The 24,595-nt window shown below is 72.5% G+C and carries 23 protein-coding genes and 1 pseudogene; 11 read left to right on the top strand and 13 right to left on the bottom strand.

From position 1 onward, the window contains the following. Window positions 1-86 precede the first annotated feature (86 nt). On the top strand, window positions 87-971 hold the full coding sequence (locus OG379_RS08710) for an esterase/lipase family protein (protein WP_405660933.1): 885 nt from the start codon (window positions 87-89) through the stop codon (window positions 969-971). Between the two features lie 51 nt (window positions 972-1,022). Here the strand turns inward: OG379_RS08710 and OG379_RS08705 are convergent, their stop codons facing one another. From OG379_RS08705 to OG379_RS08690, 4 genes are all read right to left on the bottom strand, one after another. Continuing rightward, on the bottom strand, window positions 1,023-2,045 hold the full coding sequence (locus tag OG379_RS08705; RefSeq protein ID WP_405660931.1) for a lytic polysaccharide monooxygenase: 1,023 nt from the start codon (window positions 2,043-2,045) through the stop codon (window positions 1,023-1,025). A 141-nt stretch (window positions 2,046-2,186) separates the two neighbouring features. Continuing rightward, entirely contained in the window at window positions 2,187-2,894 is a 708-nt protein-coding gene (locus OG379_RS08700) for a hypothetical protein (protein ID WP_405660929.1), read from the bottom strand. An 86-nt stretch (window positions 2,895-2,980) separates the two neighbouring features. Beyond that, entirely contained in the window at window positions 2,981-4,555 is a 1,575-nt protein-coding gene (locus OG379_RS08695) for an alkaline phosphatase D family protein (protein ID WP_405660927.1), read from the bottom strand. A gap of 178 nt (window positions 4,556-4,733) precedes the next feature. Then, a complete protein-coding gene (locus OG379_RS08690) occupies window positions 4,734-5,474 on the bottom strand; it encodes a response regulator (protein WP_393757972.1) in 741 nt (246 codons plus the stop codon). Window positions 5,475-5,574: 100 nt separating this feature from the next. Between OG379_RS08690 and OG379_RS08685 the strand changes: the two genes are divergently transcribed. From OG379_RS08685 to OG379_RS08665, 5 genes are all read left to right on the top strand, one after another. Further along, entirely contained in the window at window positions 5,575-6,558 is a 984-nt protein-coding gene (locus OG379_RS08685) for a Bug family tripartite tricarboxylate transporter substrate binding protein (protein ID WP_405660925.1), read from the top strand. Continuing rightward, window positions 6,555-7,085, top strand: a complete 531-nt coding sequence (locus OG379_RS08680) for a tripartite tricarboxylate transporter TctB family protein (protein WP_356714706.1) — start codon at window positions 6,555-6,557, stop codon at window positions 7,083-7,085. Before OG379_RS08685 ends, OG379_RS08680 begins: the two co-directional genes overlap by 4 nt. 3 nt (window positions 7,086-7,088) lie before the next feature. Beyond that, on the top strand, window positions 7,089-8,576 hold the full coding sequence (locus OG379_RS08675) for a tripartite tricarboxylate transporter permease (protein WP_393757976.1): 1,488 nt from the start codon (window positions 7,089-7,091) through the stop codon (window positions 8,574-8,576). 34 nt (window positions 8,577-8,610) lie between these two features. Beyond that, window positions 8,611-10,095, top strand: coding sequence for a trifunctional class I SAM-dependent methyltransferase/NUDIX hydrolase/VOC family protein (locus tag OG379_RS08670; protein ID WP_405660921.1), 1,485 nt, complete (start codon window positions 8,611-8,613; stop codon window positions 10,093-10,095). Between the two features lie 100 nt (window positions 10,096-10,195). Further along, complete coding sequence (locus OG379_RS08665) at window positions 10,196-11,110, top strand: hypothetical protein (RefSeq protein WP_405660920.1); 915 nt, start codon at window positions 10,196-10,198, stop codon at window positions 11,108-11,110. 59 nt (window positions 11,111-11,169) lie between these two features. Here the strand turns inward: OG379_RS08665 and OG379_RS08660 are convergent, their stop codons facing one another. The 3 genes from OG379_RS08660 to OG379_RS08650 all read right to left on the bottom strand — a co-directional run bounded on the left by OG379_RS08660 (window position 11,170) and on the right by OG379_RS08650 (window position 13,011). Further along, window positions 11,170-11,532, bottom strand: coding sequence for a hypothetical protein (locus OG379_RS08660; RefSeq protein WP_405660918.1), 363 nt, complete (start codon window positions 11,530-11,532; stop codon window positions 11,170-11,172). An 83-nt stretch (window positions 11,533-11,615) separates the two neighbouring features. Next, the gene (locus tag OG379_RS08655) at window positions 11,616-12,110 is read right to left on the bottom strand and encodes a DUF402 domain-containing protein (RefSeq protein WP_405660916.1); all 495 of its coding nucleotides are present in this window, start codon (window positions 12,108-12,110) and stop codon (window positions 11,616-11,618) included. Continuing rightward, complete coding sequence (locus OG379_RS08650) at window positions 12,091-13,011, bottom strand: GNAT family N-acetyltransferase (protein ID WP_405660914.1); 921 nt, start codon at window positions 13,009-13,011, stop codon at window positions 12,091-12,093. The genes OG379_RS08655 and OG379_RS08650 overlap by 20 nt, the downstream gene beginning before the upstream one ends. 69 nt (window positions 13,012-13,080) lie before the next feature. Here OG379_RS08650 and OG379_RS08645 point away from each other — a divergent pair, with 69 nt between their 5' ends. Then, window positions 13,081-13,455, top strand: a complete 375-nt coding sequence (locus OG379_RS08645) for a GntR family transcriptional regulator (RefSeq protein WP_362931778.1) — start codon at window positions 13,081-13,083, stop codon at window positions 13,453-13,455. Window positions 13,456-13,477: 22 nt separating this feature from the next. On the opposite strand, the gene OG379_RS08640 is transcribed toward OG379_RS08645, so the two are convergent. After that, entirely contained in the window at window positions 13,478-14,572 is a 1,095-nt protein-coding gene (locus OG379_RS08640) for a DUF5925 domain-containing protein (protein ID WP_405660911.1), read from the bottom strand. Window positions 14,573-14,676: 104 nt separating this feature from the next. Continuing rightward, window positions 14,677-15,045, bottom strand: a pseudogene (locus OG379_RS08635) (polysaccharide deacetylase family protein); the annotation flags it as partial. 168 nt (window positions 15,046-15,213) lie between these two features. Here OG379_RS08635 and OG379_RS08630 point away from each other — a divergent pair. After that, window positions 15,214-16,023 carry an SGNH/GDSL hydrolase family protein gene (locus OG379_RS08630; protein ID WP_405660908.1) on the top strand — a complete coding sequence of 270 codons (810 nt, stop codon included), beginning with the start codon at window positions 15,214-15,216 and terminating at the stop codon, window positions 16,021-16,023. Window positions 16,024-16,051: 28 nt separating this feature from the next. Here the strand turns inward: OG379_RS08630 and OG379_RS08625 are convergent, their stop codons facing one another. After that, window positions 16,052-17,236 carry a serine/threonine-protein kinase gene (locus OG379_RS08625; protein WP_405660907.1) on the bottom strand — a complete coding sequence of 395 codons (1,185 nt, stop codon included), beginning with the start codon at window positions 17,234-17,236 and terminating at the stop codon, window positions 16,052-16,054. Between the two features lie 208 nt (window positions 17,237-17,444). On the opposite strand from OG379_RS08625, the gene OG379_RS08620 reads away from it, so the two are divergent. Next, a complete protein-coding gene (locus tag OG379_RS08620) occupies window positions 17,445-17,708 on the top strand; it encodes a hypothetical protein (protein ID WP_104790182.1) in 264 nt (87 codons plus the stop codon). A 235-nt stretch (window positions 17,709-17,943) separates the two neighbouring features. Here the strand turns inward: OG379_RS08620 and OG379_RS08615 are convergent, their stop codons facing one another. From OG379_RS08615 to hmgA, 3 genes are all read right to left on the bottom strand, one after another. Further along, window positions 17,944-19,167 (bottom strand): type ISP restriction/modification enzyme, encoded by a 1,224-nt coding sequence (locus OG379_RS08615; protein WP_405660903.1) that lies wholly within the window; start codon window positions 19,165-19,167, stop codon window positions 17,944-17,946. 85 nt (window positions 19,168-19,252) lie between these two features. After that, window positions 19,253-20,026: a GntR family transcriptional regulator gene (locus tag OG379_RS08610; protein WP_405660901.1), complete on the bottom strand. Its 774-nt coding sequence runs from the start codon at window positions 20,024-20,026 to the stop codon at window positions 19,253-19,255. Window positions 20,027-20,057: 31 nt separating this feature from the next. Continuing rightward, a complete protein-coding gene (gene hmgA, locus OG379_RS08605; RefSeq protein ID WP_405660899.1) occupies window positions 20,058-21,377 on the bottom strand; it encodes a homogentisate 1,2-dioxygenase in 1,320 nt (439 codons plus the stop codon). Window positions 21,378-21,488: 111 nt separating this feature from the next. Here hmgA and OG379_RS08600 point away from each other — a divergent pair, with 111 nt between their 5' ends. Both OG379_RS08600 and OG379_RS08595 read left to right on the top strand, forming a co-directional pair. Beyond that, entirely contained in the window at window positions 21,489-22,118 is a 630-nt protein-coding gene (locus OG379_RS08600; RefSeq protein ID WP_405660897.1) for a TetR family transcriptional regulator, read from the top strand. 180 nt (window positions 22,119-22,298) lie between these two features. Continuing rightward, window positions 22,299-24,479: a molybdopterin oxidoreductase family protein gene (locus tag OG379_RS08595; protein WP_405660894.1), complete on the top strand. Its 2,181-nt coding sequence runs from the start codon at window positions 22,299-22,301 to the stop codon at window positions 24,477-24,479. Window positions 24,480-24,595: the final 116 nt, after the last annotated feature.

Genomic DNA, 24,595 nt, shown 5'->3' with positions numbered 1-24,595 from the left:
CACGTTGAAAAAACGTCATTCGCTGTGGTCCGGACCGCAGGGCGCACCGACATCGCAACTCCCTTGAGCCGCAAGGAGACCACCCGATGCTGCCCTGGACCCGTGCCCGGCGCTCCCCACGCGCACGCCGCACCCTCGCCGCCCTGCTCCTCACCGTCGCCGCGCTCGTCGCCCCCACGGCGACCGCGACCGCGGCGGAAGCCGCCGCTCCGTCCCGTGGATGGAACGACTACTCCTGCAAACCCTCCGCAGCCCACCCCCGGCCGGTCGTCCTCGTCCACGGAACCTTCGGGAACTCGGTCGACAACTGGCTGGTCCTCGCGCCGTACCTCGTCAACCGGGGCTACTGCGTCTTCTCGCTGGACTACGGACAGCTCCCGGGCGTGCCGTTCTTCAACGGACTCGGCCCGATCGAGAAGTCTGCAGGACAGCTCGACGTGTTCGTCGACAAGGTGCTCGGCGCCACCGGCGCGCCCGAGGCCGACCTCGTCGGCCACTCCCAGGGCGGCATGATGCCCAATTACTACCTGAAGTTCCTCGGCGGAGCCGACAAGGTGAACGCCCTCGTCGGGATCGCCCCCGACAACCACGGCACCACGCTTCTCGGCCTCACCCAGCTGCTGCCGTACTTCCCGGGCGCCGAGGACCTCCTCACGAAGAACACCCCGGGCCTCGCCGACCAGATCGCCGGCTCCGCCTTCATCACGAAGCTCAACGCGGGCGGCGACACCGTGCCCGGGGTCCGCTACACCGTCATCGCGACCCGGTACGACGAAGTCGTGACCCCGTACCGCACGCAGTACCTGGACGGACCGAACGTACGCAACGTCCTGCTCCAGGACCTGTGTCCGGTCGACCTGTCCGAGCACGTCGCGATCGGGACCATCGACAGGATCGCCTTCCACGAGGTGGTGAACGCCCTCGACCCGGCGCACGCCACCCCGACCACCTGCGCCTCGGTCGTCGGCTGAGACGCGCGGCGGGGCCCCCGGAGGTTCCGGAGGCCCCGCCGTCACCACCGGTCAGGCGCGGTGCGCGCCGCCCGAGGACCTGCGGCGGACCGAGACGAACAGGGCGCTCGCCCCGAGGGCCAGCGCGGCGGCTCCTCCCATCGCGAGGTACGAGGTGCTGCTGCTGCCACCCGTCTCGGCGAGGGCCTCGTCCGCCGGGGCCGTGTCCGCGGGGGAGGCGGCGACGTTGTTCGGCTCGGGCGCGTTCGCCCCGGTGCCCTCGGCCGGGGCCGCCTCGGTGACCTCCGCGCCGGTCGAGGCGTCGTCGTCCCCGTGTCCGCCGTGCTCGACGGACGACTGCTCGGCCCCCTCGTCGATCTCCTGCTCGGACGGGGCGGACGCGGTGGGCGCGGGCGCGGCCGCGACGGAACCGCTGCCGGACTTCTCGCCGCCGAAGACCACGTCGGAGCAGGCGTAGAAGGCCTCGGGGGAGTCCGACCGCTGCCAGACCGTGTAGATCAACTGCCGTCCCGACGCCTCCGGCACGGTGCCGTCGAAGACGTACGAACCGTCCTCCAGCGTCGGGTCGGTGGCCGTGGCGAACGGCTTCTCCTGGAGGTCCGACCACTTCAGGGGCTGAGCCGGGTCGTAGCTCGCCTTGGTCAGGTACAGCTCGAACGAGCCCTTGTGCGGAGCCGTCGCCCGGAACCGGAAGGTGTGGCTGCCCGCCTCCATGGGCGTGGACGGCCAGTCGGCGCGCGGCAGGTCGAGCCCCTTGAACTTGTCGTTGCCCGCGCTGCACAGCTTGCCGTCCGGGATCAACTCGCGGTGCTGACCGGCCGCGTTGGCGATGTTCACGCCGTTCCAGTCGTACAGCGCCTGGGTCCCTCCCGCCGCGACCGCCGCCTGGCAGGCCGCCGACCGCGGGCTCTCCGGCCCCTCCGCGAAACAGGCCGAGACCCGGCTGACCGGATCGCTCAGCGAACCGTGGGCGGCGGCCGGGGAGGCGGACAGCCCGGTCAGCGCGAGCGGCGCGACGCCGAGCGCGACGACGGCTCCGGCGACCTTGCGGCGAGCGGTGGTGATGACGGCCATGGTGGTGTTTCTCCTTCGGCGGCAAGGCTGTTGACCAGGTCTGGTGATCAGCAAGCTAGCCGCCGCCGGAAGCGGATCCGGGCCGGGAAAGGCGCAGGTGGCGATCGTTATGGCGGGCTTAAGGGATGGTTAGGGGAGGGCTCAGGAAGACCGGCCTGTGAGCCAGGTGGTCAGGACGGAGACCTCCGCGTCCGGTGCCAGTCGCAGACCGGCCTCCGTGAGGAAGTCGGGGAGCGCGATCTCTCCGCCGTCGGTTCCGTCGTCCCACATGGTCAGGAGCCTGGAGCCCTCGCCGTCCCACGTGTCGGGGTCCTCGCTCGGATGCTGCTCCACGCTGCCCACTCCGTGCCGGTAACGGAGATACAGGTACTGGTCGTCCGTCGTCCAGGCATCCCACTGGGAGGGGAAGGCCGGACAGGTCCTGACGACCTGGGCCAGAGTGACGTCCTCGTGCAGACGGGCCTCGACAGCGCCCAGGTGCCGGCCGTGGGCGACGACCAGCTCCCCGTCGAGGGCCAGCAGGCGTACCTCTCCGTCGCTGAACCCGATCGTCAGGCCGCACACGTGGTCGACGGTGCCCCCGCGGTAGCGGATCTCCCGGACCGAACGGGTCGTCCCGCCCACGAAGTGCGTCAGCGCGACGTCCTGAGGGCCGGACACCACCGAGGTGTCCTCGGTCCAGGGTTCCGCCGTGAGCGACAGGGTGAATCCGTCCGCGTGGAACCGGACAGGCGCAGCCCCTTCCGGATGCAGCCACAGGGACGGGACCGGACGGCTCACCGGGGCGGTCACGCCCAGCAGCCGTACGCCGATCAGGTCGGAGGGGTACAACGCGTCGTCATCGTCCATCCGTCGATGCTGGCAGGCGTCGAGGCGCGGCGAGAACGGGTTTCGGGCCCGGGGCGCCCCGGGCCCCCCGCCCCCGGGCCCCGGGGTCAGACCTGGACGCCCGGTGTGCCGTCCTCCACGACCACGCTCGCGCGGGTGCTGATCGTGGCGTCCGGCTTCGTCACGAAGGGCAGGACGCGGAAGTCGCTCGTCCACCGCTCGCGGTCCACCGTGACGCGTACGTAGCCGCGCTGGTTGTTGAAGAACTTCATGTGCGGGTTCGCCGCGAGGAAGGTCTCGCCCTGGGCCGTCATGTCCGCGCCGTCGCCCCCGCTGGTGATCGAGGTGCCCACGAACTCCGAGCCGACGGTCGGCGACTCCGGGTCGGCGAAGTCGCGCTTGAGATCCCAGGCGTAGTTCTGGTGGCGGTCACCCGTGATCACGACCAGGTTGCGCACCCCGCGCGTGTCCGCCTCCGCGAGGAGCCGGTTGCGCTCGGCGACGTAACCGTCCCACGGATCCATGAAGACGTTCGTCGCCGGGCCCGGGTCCTGGTCGGTCTGGCCCATCGGGGCCTGGTTGCCGAGGATCCGCCAGCGCGCCTGCGAGCGGCTGAAGCCCTTGAGCACCCAGGCGCGCTGCCGGGCCCCGAGCAGGGTCCGGCCCTTGTCGAAGCGGTCGTCGCAGTCGGCCGACGAGCCGTCGCCGCACGCCTGGTCGTCACGGTACTGGCGTGTGTCGAGCATGGTGAAGTCGGCGAGCCGGCCGTAGGGGAGCCTGCGGTACATCTGGACGTCGGGGCCCTCGGGCAACTGGGGCCGGCGCAGCGGCGCGTGCTCGTACAGGGCCTGGAAGGCGTCGGTCCTGCGCTGCATGAAGGTCTTCGGGTCCTCGTTGTTCTCGGAGGTCTCGTCCGCCCAGTTGTTCTCCACCTCGTGGTCGTCGAACGTCATGATCCACGGGAAGTTGGCGTGCGCCTCGCGCAGCGGGGCCTCGGACTTGTAGAGGCCGTACTGGAGGCGGTAGCGGGCGAGGTCGAGGGTCTCCGTGTGGAACTTCGAATCGGTCGTCACGCCGCGCTTGTTCGTCTTGACGCCGTGCTCGTACAGGTAGTCGCCGAGGTGCACCACCAGGTCCAGGTCCTCCTGCGCCATGTGGTGGTACGCCGTGAAGTAGCCGTCCTGCCAGGCCTGGCAGGAGGCGAAGGCGAACTTCAGCTCGCGCGGGTCGTCCGAGGGTGCCGGAGTGGTGCGCGTACGGCCCACGGGGGAGATCGAGGAGCCGGCCTTGAAGCGGAACCAGTACGTGCGGTCGGGGGCGAGCCCGTGCACCTCGGGGTGGACGGAGTGCGCCAGTTCGGGAGTCGCGACGACGCTGCCCCGGCGTACGACCCGGCGGAACCGCTCGTCGAGCGACACCTCGTACTGGACACGGACCGGCTTCGCCGGCATGCCGCCGAGCCCGTCCTGTGCGAAGGGTTCGGGAGCCAGGCGGGTCCAGAGCACGACGCCGTCCGACGTCGGGTCGCCCGAGGCGACACCCAGGGTGAACGGGTCACCCTTCAGGGTGGGTGCGGCGAACGCGGACTGCGCCTCCCACGCCCCCGTCCCGAGCATCAGCGCGGCGGCTGCCGCCCCGCCGAATCCGAACATCTGCCTGCGGGACACGGAATTCGCGACCACGGGTTACGCCCTCCTCGGTTGATCTGCGCCAACCTCGGACACGCTGCCGGGAATTGATGTCATGCTCACACGCGGCGTATGGCCGGGGGCCGAGCGTTACGTGAACAGGACAGCTATGCGGTGAGCGGCTCGGGGAAACCGGCCGGCACGGACACGCCGCCTCCTGCGCCGGCCGGTCTCAGGACACCGCGCGGTAGCGGCGCTCCGGCCGGCCAGTGCCGCCGTAGCGCAGCGACACCTCGGCCCGGCCCGTCTCCGCGAAGTACTCCAGGTAGCGGCGCGCGCTGACCCGGGAGAGGGCGCCCGCCTCGGCGCACTCGGAGGCCGACAGACCGTCCGGGTGCTCGCGCAGGACACGTTCGACCAGGTCCGCGGTGTGGGCCGCCAGGCCCTTGGGGAGCTCGCGGGAGCCCGGCGGACGGGTGCCGAAGATACGGTCCACATCCTCCTGGCGGGCCTCCTGGCGGGCCTCGTCCAGCGCGTCCAGGCGATGGCGCAGCGAGGCCACGTGCTGCAACTGCTCCTGGAGGGCGGAGCGGTGGAACGGTTTGATCAGGTAGTGCAGGGCGCCCGCCCGCAGGGCGGCCCTGACCACCCCGGCATCGCGGGCGGCGGTGATGAAGAGAGCGTCCGCACTGTGGGCGCCGCCGTCCCGCTCCTCCGCCGCACGCAGCTCCCGCAGGACCTGAATCCCGTCCATGTCGGGCAGGTAGATGTCGAGCAGGACCAGGTCAGGACGTGTTCTGCTGGCCGCGCGCAGGGCCTCGGCGCCCGTGTGGGCCACGCCGACGACCGTAAAACCGTCCAATGCGGACACATACCGGCTGTGCAGCTTCGCGACCATGAAGTCGTCGTCCACCACCAGCACTTTCGTCACGCGGCCACGGTAGGGCGCGACCACAACGACCACAACGTCCATTGATTCCGGAAAGGCGACAGGTCGTTAACGCGCAGGCAACATGTGGGCCACCTCACACGCGATCACACCCGTACACGTAGAGCTCGAAAGGCGGCATCCGGTGCGACTGCGCACTCCACTCGCCCTGTTCGGGGCAGCGCTGCTGGTGCTCGTCGGGCCGCCGCTGCTGTCCACCGGCAGCGGTTCCGACACAGGCACGCAGATCCCCGGACTGCGCTTCATGGTTCCCAACACACCCGGCGGCGGTTACGACATCACGGCGCGCACCGCGGCGAAGAACGCCGAGGACGCGGGGCTCACCCACGGCATCGAGGTGTTCAACCTGCCCGGCGCCGGCGGCACCGTCGGCGTGACCCGGCTGGCCGCCGAGCACGGCAACGGCAAGCTCGCCATGTCCATGGGCCTCGGTGTCGTGGGCGCCGTGCACACCAACAAATCACCCAAAACCCTGGGTGACACGACCCCGATCGCCCGGCTCACCGAGGAGCAGGACATCGTCGTCGTCGCCAAGGACTCCCCGTACAGGACGATCGGCCAGCTGCTCACCGCCTGGAAGAAGGACCCGGGGAAGATCCCGGTCGGCGGCGGCTCCTCGCCGGGCGGGCCCGACCACCTGGCGCCGATGCTGATGGCGAAGGCCGCCGGGATCGCACCCAAGCAGGTCAACTACATCCCGTTCGACGGCGGCGGCGAACTGCTCGCCTCGATCCTCGGCAACAAGGTGGGCTTCGGTGTCTCCGGCGTCGGCGAGTACCTCGACCAGATCGAGGCCGGCGAGCTCCGGCTGCTCGCCGTCACCGGCCCGAAGCGGGTCCCGGGCCTCGACGCGCCCACCCTCCGCGAGGCCGGCCTCGACACCGACTTCACCAACTGGCGCGGCATCGTCGCCCCGCCCGGGCTCTCCCGGGCCGAGCGCGACAAGCTCGTCGGGCTGGTCAGCGAGCTGCACGACTCGAAGCAGTGGCGGGACTCCATGAAGAAGAACGGCTGGGACGACGCCTTCCTCACCGGTGACGCCTTCGGTGACTTCCTGGACGCCCAGGACCGCCGCGTCGCCACCGTCCTCAAGGAGCTGGGACTGTGAGCGACGAGAACACCCCCGCCCGGCCCGCCACCGCGCGCGCCTGGCTGCGCGAGCACTCCGAGCTCGGCGTCTGCGTCCTGCTGCTCGTGCTCGGCGTCCTGGTCCTGACCGACGCCCTGACGATGAGCGTGGACATCACCCAGCGCGGACCCGTCGGTCCCAGGACCGTCCCGGTCGCCGTCGGCATCGGGCTGCTGGCCGTCGCCGTGCTGCTGGCCGTCGACGTCCTGCGAGGCGGCCGCGGCGAGGCGGAGGCCGGCGAGGACGTCGACCTCGACGAACCCGCTGACCGGCGCACCGTCGCCCTGCTCACCGGCGTCTTCCTCGCCTTCGCCGTCCTCATAGGCCCGCTCGGCTTCCCCGTCTCCGGCGCCCTGCTCTTCTGGGGCTCGGCCTACGCGCTGGGCAGCCGCCACTTCGACCGCGATCCGCTCATCGCGGCCGGACTGTCCCTGGTGACCTACTTCGTCTTCGACAACCTGCTCGGGGTGCCCCTCCCGGGCGGCCCGCTGATGGGGGTGCTCTGACCGATGGATTCCCTCAACTCCCTCATCGACGGCTTCGGCACGGCGCTCACGCCGGTCAACCTGCTCTGGGCCGCGCTCGGCGTCCTCCTCGGCACGGCCATCGGTGTGCTCCCCGGCATCGGCCCCGCCATGGCCGTGGCACTGCTGCTTCCGGTGACGTACGGCCTCGAACCGACCGGCGCCTTCATCATGTTCGCCGGGATCTACTACGGCGCGATGTTCGGCGGTTCCACCACCTCGATCCTCCTCAACACCCCGGGGGAGAGCGCGGCCGTCGTCGCCGCGATCGAGGGCAACCCGATGGCGAAGGCCGGGCGCGGCGCACAGGCGCTCGCCGCCGCCGCCGTCGGTCACTTCGCCGGCGGCATGATCGGCACGATCCTGCTGGTCGTCCTCGCCCCGACCGTCGCCTCGCTCGCCGTCGACATCGGCGCCCCCGACTACTTCGCCATCATGGTGCTGGCCTTCATCGCCGTCACCTCCGTCCTCGGCTCCTCCCGGATCCGCGGTCTCGCGTCGCTCCTCATCGGCCTCACCATCGGCCTCGTCGGCCTGGACCAGATGACGGGCCAGCAGCGCCTCACCTTCGGCTCCCTCCAACTGGCCGACGGCATCGACGTGGTGATCGTGGCCGTCGGACTCTTCGCCATCGGGGAGGCCCTCTGGGTCGCCGCCCACCTGCGCCGCACCAGCGGGAAGCCGATCCCCGTCGGCCGCCCCTGGCTGGGCAGGGACGACGTCCGGCGCACCTGGAAGTCGTGGCTGCGCGGGCCCCTCATCGGCTTCCCGTTCGGCGCGATCCCGGCGGGCGGCGCGGAGATCCCCACCTTCCTCTCGTACGTCACCGAGAAGCGGCTCTCCAAGCACCGCGACGAGTTCGGCAAGGGCGCCATCGAGGGCGTCGCCGGGCCGGAGTCGGCGGCCTCCGCCTCCGCCGCGGGAACGCTGGTCTCCATGCTCACGCTCGGCCTGCCCACCACGGCCGTCGCCGCCGTCATGCTGGCAGCCTTCCAGCAGTACGGCATCCAGCCCGGCCCGCTCCTGTTCGAACGCGAACCCGAGCTGGTCTGGGGCCTGATCGCCTCCCTCTTCGTCGGCATGGTGCTGCTGCTCGCCCTGAACCTGCCCCTCGCGCCGCTCTGGGCGAAGCTGCTGAGGATCCCGCGCCCCTACCTCTACGCGGGCATCCTGTTCTTCGCCGCCGTCGGGGCGTACGCGGTGGGCGGGGAGGCCGTCGACCTGGTGATCCTGCTGGTCATCGGGCTGATCGGCTTCGGAATGCGGCGGTACGGCCTGCCGGTGCTGCCCGCGATCATCGCGGTCATCCTCGGCCCGTCCGCCGAACAACAGCTGCGGCGCGCCCTCCAGATCAGCGACGGCAGCGTGACCGGACTGGTCAACACCCCGTTCTCCGTGACGGTCTACGTCATCGTCGCGCTGATCCTGGCCTGGCCACTGGTGAGGAAGGCCGTGGGGCGGAACCGGGGCTGAGGAATTGTCGGTGGCGGCTGAGAGGATTGCGGACATGACCACGATCGACTGGGACGCCGCCGCCGACTCCTTCGACGAGGAGCCCGACCACGGCCTCCACGACCCGGTGGTCCGCAGCGCCTGGGCGCGACGGATGGAGACCTGGCTGCCCACCGCGCGCTCCGCGGTCCTCGATCTCGGATGCGGTACGGGCAGCCTGGCCCTGCTCGCCGCCGGCCAGGGGCACCGCGTCACCGCCGTCGACCGCTCGGCCCGGATGGTGGAGCAGGCGCGTGCCAAGCTGGCCGGGACGGGCACCGAGGTGTTCGTCGGCGACGCGGCGCGCCCGCCGGTCGGCAAGCAGCGGTTCGACGTGATCCTCGCCCGGCACATCGTGTGGCTGCTGCCCGACCCGGCGGCCGTCCTGCGGCACTGGTTCTCGCTGCTGCGGCCCGGCGGACGGCTGGTGCTCGTCGAGGGCGTGTGGAACGGCACCGGGATCCCCGCGGCCGACCTCACCGCACTCCTCGCCGAGCACACGGAGCGCGTCCACCACGAGCCGCTGTCCGGGGACTCCCGGCTCTGGGGCAAGGAGGTCGACGACGACAGGTACGCCCTGGTGGCCCGCGCCGAGCCGCCGCACCGGCACACCGAGGTGGTCGACGTCCACCTCATCCTGCGCAGGGGCCCCGACGTGCTGCTCGCCCGGCGGGCCGGCACGGGCTATGCCGACGGGCTGCTCCACGCCCCCTCCGGTCACGCGGAGGACGGCGAGGACGTCCGGGCGGCGATGATCCGGGAGGCGGCGGAGGAGATCGGCGTCGAGCTGGATCCGGACGAGCTCCGGGTGGCCCTGGTCATGCAGCACAGGGGACCGGGCGGTAATCCCAGGATGGGCTGGTTCTTCGAGGCGGATCACGACCCCGCGCGCCCGCCCCGGAACGCGGAGCCGGACAAGTGCTCCGAGCTGGACTGGTTCCCCCTGGACGCGCTGCCCGACGACATGGTGGCGTACTGCCGTGCGGGCCTGGACGGGTACCGCGCCGAGCAGCGCTTCCTGATCCACTGGCACGAGGACGACGACACCGTCGCGTACGCACCGCGGGGCACCCGGCGCGCCGTCCCGCTGCCGGTCGCGGCGGCCCCCACCGGCCGGCTGCACCACGTCGAGCTGTGGGCGCCCGACCCGGCCGAGGCCGACGCGGAGTGGGGCTGGCTGCTCGGACGCCTCGGCCATGTCCCGTACCAGCGCTGGGCGCACGGCCGGAGCTGGCGGCGCGGCGACAGCTATGTGGTGGTCGCACACACGCCCGGACCGACCGACGGCCGGCACGACAGCCCGCGCCCGGGAGTCAGCCGCCTGGCGTTCCACGTCCGCGACCGGGCCACGCTCGACGCCCTGCTGGCGGAGGCTACGGGGCACGGCTGGCGGCCGCTGTCGACCGGCCTCCCTCCGGACGCCGACGCGAGCGGGCCCTACGCCGCCCGCCTGGCGAACACGGCGGGGCACGAGGTGGAGCTGGTCGCGCCCTGGAGCTGAACGGCCCCGGCGACGGCCGAGTTGCGCTTCGGGACCGGAGGGCTGACCCGCTTCCGTCCTGCGACCGCACGGTTCTTACGGGGAGGGCAGACTGGGCGCCATGGGGCATCCGGTGGAGAAGTGGTGGGACGAGGTGTGGGCGGGCACCCGTCTCGTCGAGGTGCTGGCCGGAGGAGAGGGCCCGGAACCGCTGGACGGACGGACGGTGCTCGCGCGGATCGACTCGGCGGAAGCTCTCGCGGAGCTGAGGACCCTGTCGACGCGAGGCACCGTCGGGGACGACGGCTGCCGCTGCCTCGGCAGTACGACTCTCGCTCTGCGCGGCGGCGAGGGGCAGTTGCTCGGACGGGCGAGCCTGCACGGGAACGACGCCCTGCTGTGGGAGGGCGGCCGGTTCTGCGGCAATCTCGAGCTCGCCGACCCGGCCGGACTCCTGCTCCTGCTGGCCCGGCAGGGGACCGCCAGGCGGTTGGCTCTCCTCTCCACCCGGCTCGCGTACGCGCTGGAGCTGCGCGAGGGTCGACCGCAGTTCCGGCAGGCGGGCAGAGGGCCGCACGGGGCCGAGCTCCTGGAGGCGCGCCACGTGCCGGGAGTGCTGCGGACGCGGCTGAGGGAGGTGCCGGGGCGCGAATGCGCCGATCTCGACGCGGCGCGCGTGGATGAGCTGAGCGGTCTCCTGGCCGAATCCGAGCCGGACGGACACCGGCGCGCGCTCGCCCTGCTGGTCTGGCTGGGCAGGCTGCCGGAACCGATGGAGGCCGGGTGGGGCGAGGGCGTTCTCGTACGGGCGCTGCTGCGCGGCCTGGACCCCGTCGCGGCCGCTGCCGGCAGCGACCGGGAGGACGATCCCCACCTCGTGCTGGGGCTGCTGCGGTGGGCGGACAGTGCGCAGACGCCGGAGGAAGAGGCGACGGACATGGACGCGGGCACGCTGGCCGATCTCGTCGCCCCGGTGCTGCGACGCTTCCTGCCCCCTGAGCCCGGCCGCGTGGTGGCTGAGCGCCCGTCGGGCTGAGACCGTCCGCCGGTGCCGGCCCGGTGGGTGGCGCCGGGGCCGGCGACGGCCAGGGTGTGTCACCCCGTGTGATCCACCGTGACCAGCCACCGCCAGCGCCGCCGTTCGGTGACGAGCGTGGCGGCGGCCAGGAGGGACACGAGGACGGCAGCCCAGGCGGGCCAGGCCGCCCACGCGGAGATCACGGCAGCGGCGAGCTGCAGCAGCACCAGCAGGATCGTGACCGAGCCCGGCACCGGGACGATCACCTGAGCCTTGTCGCCAGGGGTCGAGAAGACGGTGGGAAGGCCGATCAGGACGACCACCGCCAGGACGGCGAGCACCCAGGAGTGGGGGGCCAGCGCCCAGGGAGTGGCCACCCAGGCGACGAGTTCGGCCGAGAAGCGCACGGCGAATGCGGTGCGGTCGTCCGGTCGCTCCACGGATTCCCCCGGATTCGTTGGTGACGGCAAGTGCAGGAGATGGCGGGTACGGGGCCGCCCGCCTCGGGGTCCCCGTGCCCTGCTCAGGTGACGAGTCCTGCCAGCCCCTCGGTGCGGGCGAGGTGTTCCAGCTCGTCGAGGGCCCGGACGGCCGCCTCCGCCGCCGACGGGTCGCGGGCGGCCAGGCCGCTCTCCTCGAACTCGTCCTCGTCGAGCCGCAGCACGGACGAGCCGTCCGCCGGCACCCACAGATCCAGGTCCAGGTCCTCGACCAGGAGTTCGGCGCCCCGCAGCACGGCGGGCCGGGTGACGTCGCAGTACCAGCCCTTCAGCTGCCCGCCCCCGGTGCGTACCTCCTTCACCGCGTACCACCGGTCACGCCAGTAGTGCTCGGTGAGGACATCGCCCGGCTCGAACCGTACGAAACCGAAGTCACGGGTGTGCGGCGCCGCCCAGGGGGCCCGGACGGTGATGCGGGTGCCGTCGTCGCGGACGAGGCCCGCCGGGTAGCGGATCTTGGTGCTGCCCGCCTTGACCAGGTGGACGGACAGGGCGTTCTCAGTGGAGACGGCGGACATGACGCACCTCCGTGGCGCAGATCTCGTAGCCGAACCAGCGGTTGACCGCCAGCATCGGAGCGTTGTCGGCGTCGTTGCCCGTGTAGGCGTCCGTGTATCCGGCGGCGCGCGCCCGGTGCAGCGAGTCGCTCTTGGCGAGCTTCGCCAGCCCCCTGCCCCGGAAGGCGCGCAGGGTGCCGGTCATGGCCGACGAGTAGCGGTTGAGACCGTCGGTCACAGCCGCGCTGAACGCCGCGATCTGCCCGTCCACCGTCACGACCGTGGTGAGCGCGTGGTCGAAGCCGGGCCGCCGCCAGGTCGTGGCCAGCCAGTCCTCGTAGTCGGCGAACTCCACCGGGACGTCGCTCGGCTCGTCCGCGGTCGTCTCCGCGTCGGCCTCGAACATCGGACGCGGGTCGTCCTCGAAGTCGGCGGCCGTGAGCAGCTCGACCCCGGCGGGGAGCTCCGGACGCGGGGGCAGGGCGCCCTCCGCAAGACCGAGACGGAGGAAGTGCGCCGGCCTGCGCGCCGCGTAGCCGCGCTTCTCGGCGAACGAGCGGTTGCCCGGTTCGTCGAGCACCCACGTGTAGACGGCGGTCGCGCCCACGTCCGCCAGATGCTCCTCGCCGTTCCGCGCCAGGAGCGACCCCGCGCCCCGGCCCGTCCTGTCCGGACGTACGTACGGATTGCAGAACCCCTGGCCCGGATCCGGGCTCTCGTGGGAGATGCCCACCTGCGCGGTCCCGATCACCTCGCCGTCCTCCTCGGCGACCAGCAGCCGGTAGTGCCGGCCGGGGTGGGCCTCGGCCAGGTCGCTCAGGACCTGCTCCGGAGTCGTCACCATGTAGGGCAGCGCGGCACGCCGCACCTGTACCCAGGCCTCCGCGTCGGAGGGCCGGAAGTCACGCACCATCACCGTCATGCGCCGGACGGTACGCGGGCGCCCCGCCCGGCCGCCTCCGATTTTCCGGCGGTGGGAGAGAATCGGCGCGTGACCCTGAAGATCGCCGTTGACCCGGACTCCGCCACCGCCCCGTACGAACAGCTGCGCGCCCAGCTGTCCGAACAGGCCCGCTCCGGCGCCCTGCCCGTCGGCTACCGCCTCCCGACCGTGCGCGGCCTCGCCGGGGAGCTGGGCCTCGCCGCCAACACCGTGGCGAAGGCCTACCGCGCGCTGGAGGGCGACGGGGTCATCGAGACGCGGGGGCGCAACGGGACGTTCATCGCCGCCGCGGGGGACGCGGCGGCCCGCCACGCGGCGACAGCTGCGCAGGAGTACGCCGAGCAGGCCCGGCGCCTCGGCCTCTCCAGGGCCGACGCGCTCGCCCTGGCGGAGGATGCGGTACGGGCCGCCTACACGCGGTAGCCGGGCCGGTCAGAAACGCAGCTCAGAGGTACAGCCCCGCGTCGGCACCCGCGTCCTGCTTCGGCACGGACGGGGGACCGCTGCCCCGCCGCAGGGCGTACAGCTCGGCGAGCGTGGCGCCCTCGCGGCCGAGCCCTTCCTCCGTACCCAGCCAGGAGACCGACTCCGCACGGGTCAGCGAACCCACCTCGATACGGGCGAGGCAGCGGCCGGGCCTGACCACCGCGGGGTGCAGCCGCTCCAGGTCCTCGTTGGTGGTCACCCCCACCAGCACATTGCGGCCCTGGCCGAGCAGGCCGTCCGTCAGATTGAGCAGCCGGGACAGCGCCTGACCCGCCGTGTGCTTCGCCTCGCCGCGGATCAGCTCGTCGCAGTCCTCCAGGAGCAGCAGCCGCCAACGCCCCTTCGCCGAACCGTCGTCCTCGCCGATGGCGATGTCCATCAGATAGCCGACGTCGTTGAAGAGCCGCTCCGGATCCAGCACGCAGTCGACCTGGCACCAGTCGCGCCAGGACCGGGCGAGGGTGCGCAGCGCCGAGGTCTTGCCGGTGCCGGGAGGGCCGTGCAGCAGGAGCAGCCGGCCGGCGATGTCGTCGGGGGTGACCTTCATCAGCCGGTCCATCGCATCGGCCACCGGAGCCGTGTAGTTGGACCGGACCTCCTCCCAGGTGCCGGCGGCGATCTGCCGGGTGGTGCGGTGCGGGCCGCGGCGCGGGGACACGTACCAGAAGCCCATGGTCACGTTCTCGGGCTGCGGCTCCGGCTCGTCCTGGGCCCCGTCGGTCGCCTCGGCCAGGACCTTCTGGGCCAGCTCGGCGGTGGTGGCGGTGACCGTGACGTCGGCGCCCCGGTTCCACCGCGAGATCAGCAGCGTCCATCCGTCGCCTTCGGCGAGGGTCGCGCTGCGGTCGTCGTCACGGGCGGACCTCAGGACCTCGGCCGCCGCGGGCAGCAGGGTCGCTCCCGACTTGACGCGGTCGAGGGAGGAGCTGTGGGAGTACGGCTGCTCGCCCGTCGCGAAGCGGCCCAGGAACAGCGCGTCCACGACGTCGGACGGCGAATCGCTGTCGTCGACGTTGAGCCGGATCGGCAGGGCGGACTCGGGGTTGGCAGACATGGCGCCCATGATCCGGTACGGCGGCGCCCCGCGCACCCACGTTTCAGCAGCTGCCCCTGGGGTCTTCCGCCCGGACCAGGCGGAAGACCCCAGGGGAGCGGGGCTCAGCCCGGTGTGTCCGCCGGCCCGGAGCCCCGGAACCCGCGGACCGCCCGGCGCGCGCCGCGCACCACGGCGAACCCCTTCGTGAGCGCCCGGTCCACAGCGAACGCCCGTGCGACAGCCCGGCCCTCGACCAGCCCAGCGAACTCGCCGGCGCCCGTACCGCGGCGGGCCGTCACCCGCTCCAGGGCGTACGGCCCCTGACGGCGGGGCGCCAGGGCGTTGCCCACGGCGAGGGCCTGGGCGAAGCCCGCCGCGCGCGCCGGCCGCCGCACCCGGCGGGTGGAGTAGCCGTAGGGATGGGCGAAGGAGGCCGGAGGGGCGCCCGGTTCGGCGGCGACGATCTCCCGGCACCGCACGGTCTCCCTCCTCGCCGCGTAACTTTGCCCCCCGGCGCGCCGGATGCCGGATTTCGATGTGACGTACCGCCACGGGGGCGTCAAGGAGACGTTGTCGAAGCTTTTTGGCATGGACACTTCCGGAATTCGGGGCAGTACTGCTACCACGGAGTAGGCAGAGATCCTGCCCAAGGAGGTTCCATGAAAATGTCCAGACTCGTGGCGTTCTCGTCCTCTCTCCTGCTCGGCACCGTTCTCGCTCTGACCGGTGCGAGCGTCGCCCAGGCCCAGGAATCCGCACAGTCCGTCGACTATGTGGCCCTGGGTGACTCGTACTCGTCAGGTGTCGGAGCCGGCGCCTACGACAGCGCGAGCGGCGACTGCAAGCGCAGCACCCGCGCGTACCCCGTCCTCTGGAAGGCGGCCAACAACCCCGCCTCGTTCGCCTTCACCGCGTGCTCAGGAGCCAGGACAGGCGACGTGACAGCCGGTCAGCTCGGCCCCCTGACCTCCGCGACCGACCTCGTCTCGATCTCCATCGGCGGTAACGACGCCGGCTTCGCCGACGTCATGACCACCTGCGTCCTGCAGTCCGAGGCCACCTGCCTGAGCAGGATCGCCACCGCCCGCGCCTACGTCGACTCGACCCTCCCCGGCAAACTGGACTCCGTGTACGCGGCGATCAGCGCCAAAGCGCCCGCGGCCCACGTGGTCGTCCTCGGCTACCCCCGCTTCTACAAGCTCGGCGGCGGCTGCATCGCCGGCCTGAGCGAGAAGGAACGCTCCGCCATCAACGGCGCCGCCGACTACCTCAACGCCGCCACCGCCAAGCGCGCGGCGGACCACGGGTTCACCTTCGGCGACGTCACCTCGACCTTCACCGGGCACGAGATCTGCTCGGGCAGCGCCTGGCTGCACAGCGTGAACTGGCTCAACATCGGTGAGTCCTACCACCCCACGGCCGCCGGGCAGTCGGGCGGCTACCTGCCCGTCCTCAACTCGAAGGCCTGACCGCACCCCCGCGGCGCAGCGCGCCGGCTCAGCCGTCCGCCGAGGAGGGGACTCCGCCCCGCGGGGTCTCCTTCCCGCTCGCCACGAAGAGCTCCACGGCCTTCACGGGGGTGTGCCCCGAGGCCTCCGCCGACGCCGCCCAGGTGTGCGTCGCTGTCTTCCCGTCGCCCCTCTCGTCCGTGTCGTCGTCGCCCGTCAGTGCCCAGACGAGGCCCCCGGCGACGAGCAGCGCGACAATCGCCCCCACGGCCACCAGAACGCCCGTGCGCCTCGTCAGGCCGACGGGCTCCGGGTTGCCCGTGACGGACTCCGGTTCCCCGGCCGCCACGGCCGTTTCGCCCGTCGGCGGCGTGGGCGGCGGGCCGGCCGCTCCGCCGCCGGGCGTCCCGGTCCCGCCCGCGGCCAGGATCCGCAGCCGGTGCTCCGCGTCCCCGGCCGTGAGCCGCTCGGCCGGATCCTTGCGCAGCAGCCCCTCGATGACAGGGGCGAGCGCGCCCGCCCGCCGGAGCGGCGGCGGCTCCTCCTCGCCGACCGCGCGCAAGGTGTCCGGCGGAGCGTCCCTGCCGAACGGTGACCGCCCCTCGGTGGCGGTGTACAGAAGCACGCCCAGCGACCAGAGGTCGGATTCGGGCCCCGGCGTGCGCCCCTGCGTGCGCTCGGGCGCGAGGTATTCCGGGGAGCCGATGGGCTCACCCGTGAGGCCGGACGAGCCGTCGGCCGGGGTGATGCCGAAGTCCTTCAGCATCACCCGCCCGTCGTTGGCCAGCAGCACGTTGCCCGGCTTCACGTCACGGTGCAGCACGCCGGCCTCATGGGCGCCGCGCAGGGCCGCGAGCACCTCCGCCCCGACCCGGGCCGCCCGCCGGGGGGACAGCGGGCCGTCGGCGTCCAGCACGTCGGAGAGGGCGAGCCCCCGGACCAGCTCCATCACGATCCAGGGCCGGGAGTCCTGGGTGACGACGTCGTGCACGGTGACGGCGTTGCGGTGCGTGACACGGGTCGCCTCCCGGGCCTCCCGCTCCAGGCGGGCATGCAGAAGCCCGGTGCCGTCGTCGGACAGCTCCGCCGGGGCCCGCACCTCCTTCACCGCCACCTCGCGCCCGAGCACCTCGTCGCGGGCGCGCCACACGATGCCCGCCGCGCCCTCGCCGAGCGGGTCCAGAAGACGGTAACGATCCGCGATCACACGTCCGGTTCCCGGGACTTCACTCATCGGTGACTCTCCATCAGCAGCGGTGCGCAGTACGGACGAATCCCCTCCAAGCTAATGCAACCCGTCCCGGAACCGACAGGATCCGGTAACGGGCCGTCAACCCCCGTGTACGGGTGTGCAATCCTGCGGCCGGGATACACGAGTGTCACCGCGGGACGATAGGGTTAACCTGCCCGGGCCGGGTGCCCTCGTACGGGTGGGGAGTGACATGGAACAGATAACGGTGCGCAGCAGGCCGCGTGTGCCTGCCATTACATGTGGGAGCGGTGCGACCAGTTCGCGCCTCGACCGCCATCTCGCAGTGCTGGGCGGCCCCGCCGTTCCGCAGCGGGAATCGGCGGAGGCGACGCTGCTGATGCTCGAGCTCACCTCGCGCGACGCCGCGCACACCCGCAGGAGCAGGAGCGCGCGTGTCTCGCTCTTCGCCCCGCTGCGGCGACTGCGGCGCTCGCTCTTCGGCAGCCGCCGCTGACCGACGGCTCCACGACCGGTGCGGCCCTCCGCTCAGGGCCGCGTCCACGATCACTCCGTCCCGGCGCAGTGCTGCTCTCCGCCCGTCCGTCATCCCCAGGGCCGGCAGCGTTGCGTCGGTGTGCTCCATCAGCGCCGGTACGGCACCCCATCGGCGCCGGCGCCCCGCCCGGCAGCGCGGCGCCGGAGCGGCAGCGTTCGCGACACGCCGACAGCGGTGACCACTTCCCGCTCTCTCACAACAGCGCGAACTGCCCCTCCGGGCCCTCCTCCTGGTGATCCAGCACAGACGCGGGACGCCGGGCCGGCGCCGGGACGGGAAGCACCCCGGCCGTGCGGAGCCCGTCCCTGGTGAGGGCCTCCGCCTCCTCCAGCCGCTCCCGCAGCGCCTGTTGCCGGGGCCGCAGTCCGGCGAGCAGCGCCAGGACGGTGATCAGCTCCAGCAGTTCCGAGGTCCGCTCCTGCGGCCAGCCGCGCGGCCCCACCGCCGCGAGGCCCTCACCCGCCGCCGTGCGGCGCTCGAACCACAGCTCCAGCATCCGTGCCCCGCTGACCCGGAACTCCCAGGCACCGGCGGGAACGGGGGAGACGCGCCCCTCGCCGACGACGAGCGTCTCCTCCTCGGCGTCGTAGCGCAGCCCGTCGGGCCGGGGCGGGATCGCGGCCCGCACATACGGGCGCCGGCCGCCCGGCAGCCGCGGACGTTCACCGCCACGTGCCCCGCGCAGCTGGAGCCGCAGCAGCTCCTGGCCGAGCTCCACGCCCCGCTCCCACAGCTCGCCGTCGGCGGGCAGCGGGACGAGCGGCCCGGCGGGGGAGGGACGGGCGGCGGCAAGGGTCCAGGCGAGGACGGATCCGGCGTTGACCGGTACCCCGTAGCGCGCGGTCAGCTCGGCGGTCAGGCCGGGTGCGAGATTGGGCTCCAGGCCGCCCGGCCGCCGGTAGAGCGGCCGTATCCGGCCTGGCCGCCCCGCAGGGGAGTGCCCGTCGGGCAGCAGCGCGGTCGCGGAGAGGGCCGGGCCGCCGTCCTGGGGCACGTATCCGTGCTCGACGGCGAAGAGCTGGTGCCCGTCGGCCACGCGCCACAGCTCGGGGCGGGCCGCGTCGAGCAGCCGGTGGTCGGGAATCAGCCACTGTTCGTCGAAGGGCCCGTGCGCGATCCGCACCGGTTCGGGATACGGTCCGGGGTCCCGGGCGAACGCACTCGTGCCGGTGGACCTGCCCGGCAGCGCCGCGGCCGGGGTCAGCGGCGTACGGGAGCGGCTGGGCCGGAACAGCCGTTCCTGCTCGGCGCCCTCCGCCCGTGCCAGCAGGTCCCAGCGGGCCCGGAGCGAGGAGGCGTCGGGGGCCGTCACCCAGGGGCGTCCCGGTCTCAGGGGGCGCACCGACCAGGGCATGAGGTCGTCCAGCAGCGGGAGCGCGTCGCCCCCGCCGGCTCCGGCCGCCACCCGTGCTGCCACCGTGTCGTCCTCCCCCTCGCCACGTCCGCCGCCCCCGGCATCGTAACGGCCTCCCCCGTGACGACCGCCCGTCTCGGGCCCGCCGTCAGTGCGCCTCGACGGTCACGGAGAAGGAGAAGCGGTCGCCCCGGTAGCGGATGCGCGCCACGTCCACCACCGTGCCGTCCTCGTCGTACGTCACGCCCGTGTAGTGCAGGATCGGGCTGAGCAGCGGGACCCCGAGCAGCTCGGCCGTGACGGGGTCGGCGAGGCGCGCCTCGACGGTGTCCGTGATCCGGGCGATGCGTACGCCGAGGGAGTCACGCAGCACCTTCGTCATCGGCCACCGCTCCAGATCGGCCACGTCGAGCCGGTCGGCGATCTCCGGGCGCACCGCGTTCTCCGCCCAGTTGGTGGGCTCGTCCGTCGCGTCGTCGCAGCGGAGCCGCCGGTAGCTCACCACCTCGGGGCAGTCCGGGAAGAACTCGGCGAGGTCGCCGGGAACGGGCGCCCGGCCGTGGCCGAGCACGGTCGTGCGCTCGCCCGACTGCTGGGCGACGATCGCGTCGATCGAACCCAGCAGCCGGACCGGCGACACCCGCCGGGCGCGCGGCTCGATGAACGTGCCGCGCCGCCGGTGTCTGCTGATCAGCCCCTCGGTCTCCAGCTCCTTGAGGGCCTGGCGCATGGTGAGGACGCTGACGCCGTAGTGCAGTGCGAGCTGCTCCTCCGTGGGCAGCCGCGCCGAGGAGTCCTGGGGGCGGCCCAGTATGGAGGCCCGCAGTGACTGCGAGACCTGGTACCAGAGGGGCAGCTTCCTGTTCAGCACCAGGGAGTCGGGGGCGAAGCCGGGCGGGCTCGCCTCGTTCACCTGATCCATCTGGTTCACCCGAACTCTCTGCGGTGCGGTCTCACGGCCGGAAGTTGCGGCTCAGACCCTGCCACACGTCGTCGTACCCGCGCTGGAGACGGTCCGTCCCCGCGGCCTGCGCGGTCGCCGTGACCGGCCAGCGGGTCTCGAACATGAACGCCAGGCCGTCGTCGATCTTCTGCGGCTTCAGCTCCGCCGCGCTCGCCCGGTCGAAGGTCTCACGGTCCGGGCCGTGCGCGGACATCATGTTGTGCAGCGAGCCGCCGCCCGGCACGAAGCCGCCGGCCTTGGCGTCGTACGCGCCCTCGATCAGGCCCATGTACTCGCTCATCACGTTGCGGTGGAAGTACGGCGGGCGGAAGGTGTCCTCGCCGACCAGCCAGCGCGGGGCGAAGACGACGAAGTCGACGCCGGCCAGCCCCGGGGTGTCGGACGGGGAGGTCAGCACCGTGAAGATCGACGGGTCCGGGTGGTCGTAGCTGATCGTGCCCATCACATTGAAGTGGCGCAGGTCGTAGACGTACGGCGTGTGGTTGCCGTGCCAGGCGACGACGTCGAGCGGCGAGTGGGTGTACGTCGCCGACCAGAGGTTCCCGCAGAACTTGTTGATCACCTCGACCGGGCCCTCGCGGTCCTCGAACGCGGCGACGGGCGCGAGGAAGTCCCGGGCGTTCGCCAGGCCGTTGGCGCCGATGGGCCCCAGGTCGGGCAGGACGAAGGGCTGCCCGTAGTTCTCGCAGACGTAGCCGCGGGCGGTCGTGTCCAGCAGCTCGACACGGAAGCGGACGCCACGCGGGATCAGCGCCACATGGCCGGGCTCGGCCCGCAGCAGGCCCAGTTCGGTGCGGAGGAGCAGGCCGCCGCGCTCGGGGACGATCAGGAGTTCCCCGTCGGAGTCGCTGAACACCCGGTCCGTCATGGAGGTGTCCGCGCTGTAGAGGTGCACGGCCATGCCGGTGCGCTGCGTGGCGTCGCCGTTGCCGCCCAGCGTCCACAGGCCGGTGAGGAAGTCCGTGCCGGGCGCGGGTTCGGGGAGCGGGTCCCAGCGCAGCCGGTTCGGGTCGGGGACCGTCTCCGTGAAGGGGGCGGTGCGCAGGGTGCCGTTGTCGATGCGGACGAAGGCGGGATGGGCGGCCGACGGACGGATCCGGTAGAGCCAGGAGCGGCGGTTACGGGCGCGGGGTTCGGTGAAGGCCGAGCCGCTCAGCTGTTCCGCGTACAGCCCGAGCGGTGCGCGCTGGGGCGAGTTGCGGCCGTGGGGCAGGGCGCCCGGAACGGCCTCCGAACTGTGCTCGTTGCCGAAGCCCGACATGTGGCCGAGATTCTCCGCCGTTTTCCTCGCCTGCTCGATGCCGCTCATCATGCGCTCCCGTTGGATGAGGAATCCCGTGGATCCCCTGACGAAGAATCCTATGGATCACCGTAGGAATCGAAACGTGGCCCGTCAACGGCATACAGGCATCATGGAGCCGTGTCCCACGCTCATACGAACCTCCGACGCGTCCCCGTGCAGCAGCGCAGCGCCGACCGCCTCGCCCGCATCCTCGACGCCGGCGCCGTGCTGCTCGACGAGACCGGCTACGAGCAGCTCTCCACCCGGGCGGTCGCCGACCGGGCCGGCGTGCCCATCGGCTCCGTCTACCGCTTCTTCCCCAACAAGAGGGCGCTCGTCGACGCCCTGGCCGAGCGCAACCTGGAGGTCTACGCCGGCCGGGTCGTCGCCAGACTGGAGGCGATCCCGGAGCGGGAGTGGCGCGCGGCCATCGACGCCGTGCTCGACGAGTACCTGGCGATGAAGCGCTCCGTCGCCGGCTTCGCCCTCGTCGACTTCGGTCCTCCCGTGCCCGTCCCGGGGCCGCTCGACGCGGAGGTGAACCGGCGCGTCGCGGGCCGCCTGACGGAGCTGCTCTCCGGGCATCTCGGCCGGGGGCGTGACGGGGCCGCCTCGGACGCCCGCCTGCTCCGCACCGTCCTGGTCTGCGTGCAGGCCGCTGACGCCCTGCTCCAACTGGCCTTCCGCACCGACCCCGAGGGGGACCCGGACCTGATAGCGGAGACCCGGGTGCTGCTCCGGGCCTATCTCGCGGGCGTCCTCGACTGACGGTGCGGGGCGGCGGGCCGACCGGCTCGGGGCGGCGGGACAACGGGTCGCTCCAGAGCCTCGCCAGCATCCGTACCGGTCGGTATGCTCGATTCGCCGGGAGCCCGCGCCCGCCGAGCGCGCCGCGGGACGCCGGTTCACGCCCGCGCGCCACCGCTGCCGCCGCCCCGGGGAGGGCCCATGTCCCACGAATCCCGTACCGCTCTGCGTGTCTGCCCGCTCTGCGAGGCCACCTGCGGACTCACCCTCACGATCGAGGGGACCGAGGTCACCGGTGCCCGCGGTGACCGCGAGGACGTGTTCAGCAAGGGGTTCATCTGCCCCAAGGGGGCATCCTTCGGAGGGCTCGACTCCGACCCGGACCGACTGCGCACCCCGCTCGTCCGCACGGACGGCGTCCTGCGCGAGGCGACCTGGGGCGAGGCCTTCGACGCGATCGCCGCGAAGATCCCGGCGCTGATCGCGGAGCACGGCAAGCATGCCGTCGGAGTCTTCCTCGGCAACCCCAATGTGCACACGATGGCGGGCGGGCTCTACCCGCCGCTGCTGCTGTCCACGCTCGGCACCCGCAACGTCTTCACCGCCAGCACCCTGGACCAGATGCCCAAGCACGTCTCCAGCGGACTGCTCTTCGGTGACGCCAACGCCATCCCCGTACCGGACCTGGACCGCACCGCCCATCTGCTGCTGATCGGCGCCAACCCGCTGGAGTCCAACGGCAGTCTGTGCACGGCGCCCGACTTCCCGGGCAAGCTCAAGGCGCTCCGCAAGCGGGGCGGCACCCTCACCGTCATCGACCCGCGCCGCACTCGCACCGCCCGCCTCGCCGACCGGCACGCCGCGATCAGGCCCGGCACCGACGCCCTGCTGCTCGCCGCACTCACCCAGGTCGTCGTCGAGGAGAAGCTCGCCGACCCCGGAGCGCTCGCGGAGCACCTCGACGGTTACGACGAACTGACCGAAGCCGTCTCCGACTTCACCCCCGAGGCGGTCGCCGGGGCCTGTGGCCTGGACGCGGACACCATCCGGGAGATCGCCCGCGAGCTGGCCGCCGCACCCTCCGCGGCCGTCTACGGGCGCATCGGCAGCTGCACCGTCGAGCACGGCACCCTGGCCAGCTGGCTCGTCGACGTACTGAACATCCTCACCGGCAACCTCGACCGCCCCGGCGGCGCCCTCTTCCCGCTCTCCGCCACCGGCCGTGCCCCGCGCGCCGCCGGGCCGGGGAAGGGCTTCTCCCTCGGCCGCTGGAGCAGCCGGGTCTCCGGACACCCCGAGGCCAAGGGCGAACTGCCCGTGGCCGCACTCGCCGAGGAGATCGAGACACCGGGGGAGGGCCGGATCCGGGCGCTGATCGTCATCGCGGGCAACCCGGTGCTCTCCGCGCCCGACGGGGACCGCCTGGACCGGGCGCTCGCCGACGGCCTCGACTTCATGATCAGCGTCGATCCGTACCTCAACGAGACCGCGCGCCACGCGGACGTCGTGCTGCCCCCGCCGCCGCCCTCGCAGAGCGCCCACTTCGACTTCGCGTTCAACTCCCTGGCCGTCCGTAACCAGGTCCGTTACAGCGGCCCCGCCGTGCCCCTGGAGGAGGGGCGGATGGACGAGAGCGAGATCCTCGCCCGGCTGGTTCTCGCCGTCGGCGGCAACCACGGCGCGCCGCCCGAGGCCGTCGACGACCTGGTGATCACCACCATGATCGCCAAGGCGGGACTCCCCGAGTCCCTCGCGGCCGACCTGACCGGCAGCACCGGGGCCGAACGGCGCCTCGACCTCATGCTGCGCCTCGGTCCGTACGAGCTCACGCTGGAGCAGCTCCTCACGCGGCCCCACGGGATCGATCTCGGCCCGCTGGAGCCGCGTGTCCCCCAGGTGCTCAGGACGCGCAGCGGCCGCATCGAGCTCTTCCCGGCGCCGATCGCCGCCGATCTCCCCCGCCTCCGCGCGTCGCTGGGCGCGCGGCCCGACGGCCTCGTCCTCGTCGGCCGCCGCCATCTGCGGTCCAACAACAGCTGGATGCACAACGTCGCCGCGCTGCGTGGCGGCTCGAACGTCTGCACCCTGCAGATCCACCCCGACGACGCGGCCCGGATCGGACTCGCGGACGGCGACACCGCCCGGATCACAGCCGCGGGCGGCGAGGTCGAGGCGCCCGCCGAGATCACCGACTCGGTGCGGGCCGGGGTCGTGAGCCTCCCGCACGGCTGGGGCCACAGCCGGCCGGGCACCCGCATGTCGGTCGCCGGGGCGGATCCGGGTGTCAACGTGAACCAGCTCCTGGACGGCAGCCTCCTGGACCCGCTGTCCGGCACCGCGGTGCTCAACGCCGTCCCCGTCTCCGTAACACCAACTCGTTGACCTGGGGTTTTGCTCGTATTGCTCACGCGTCAACATCTTGTTAACGCTGCTTCAGGGCCCCTAACGTCATCCGGACCGCCGACACCGGTGAGAGTTCAAAGGTGAACGTTAGGTAT

The sequence above is a fragment of the Streptomyces sp. NBC_01166 genome (assembly GCF_045039765.1).
In the GTDB taxonomy this organism is placed as follows: domain Bacteria; phylum Actinomycetota; class Actinomycetes; order Streptomycetales; family Streptomycetaceae; genus Streptomyces.
This window is presented reverse-complemented; position numbering and strand designations above follow the sequence as displayed.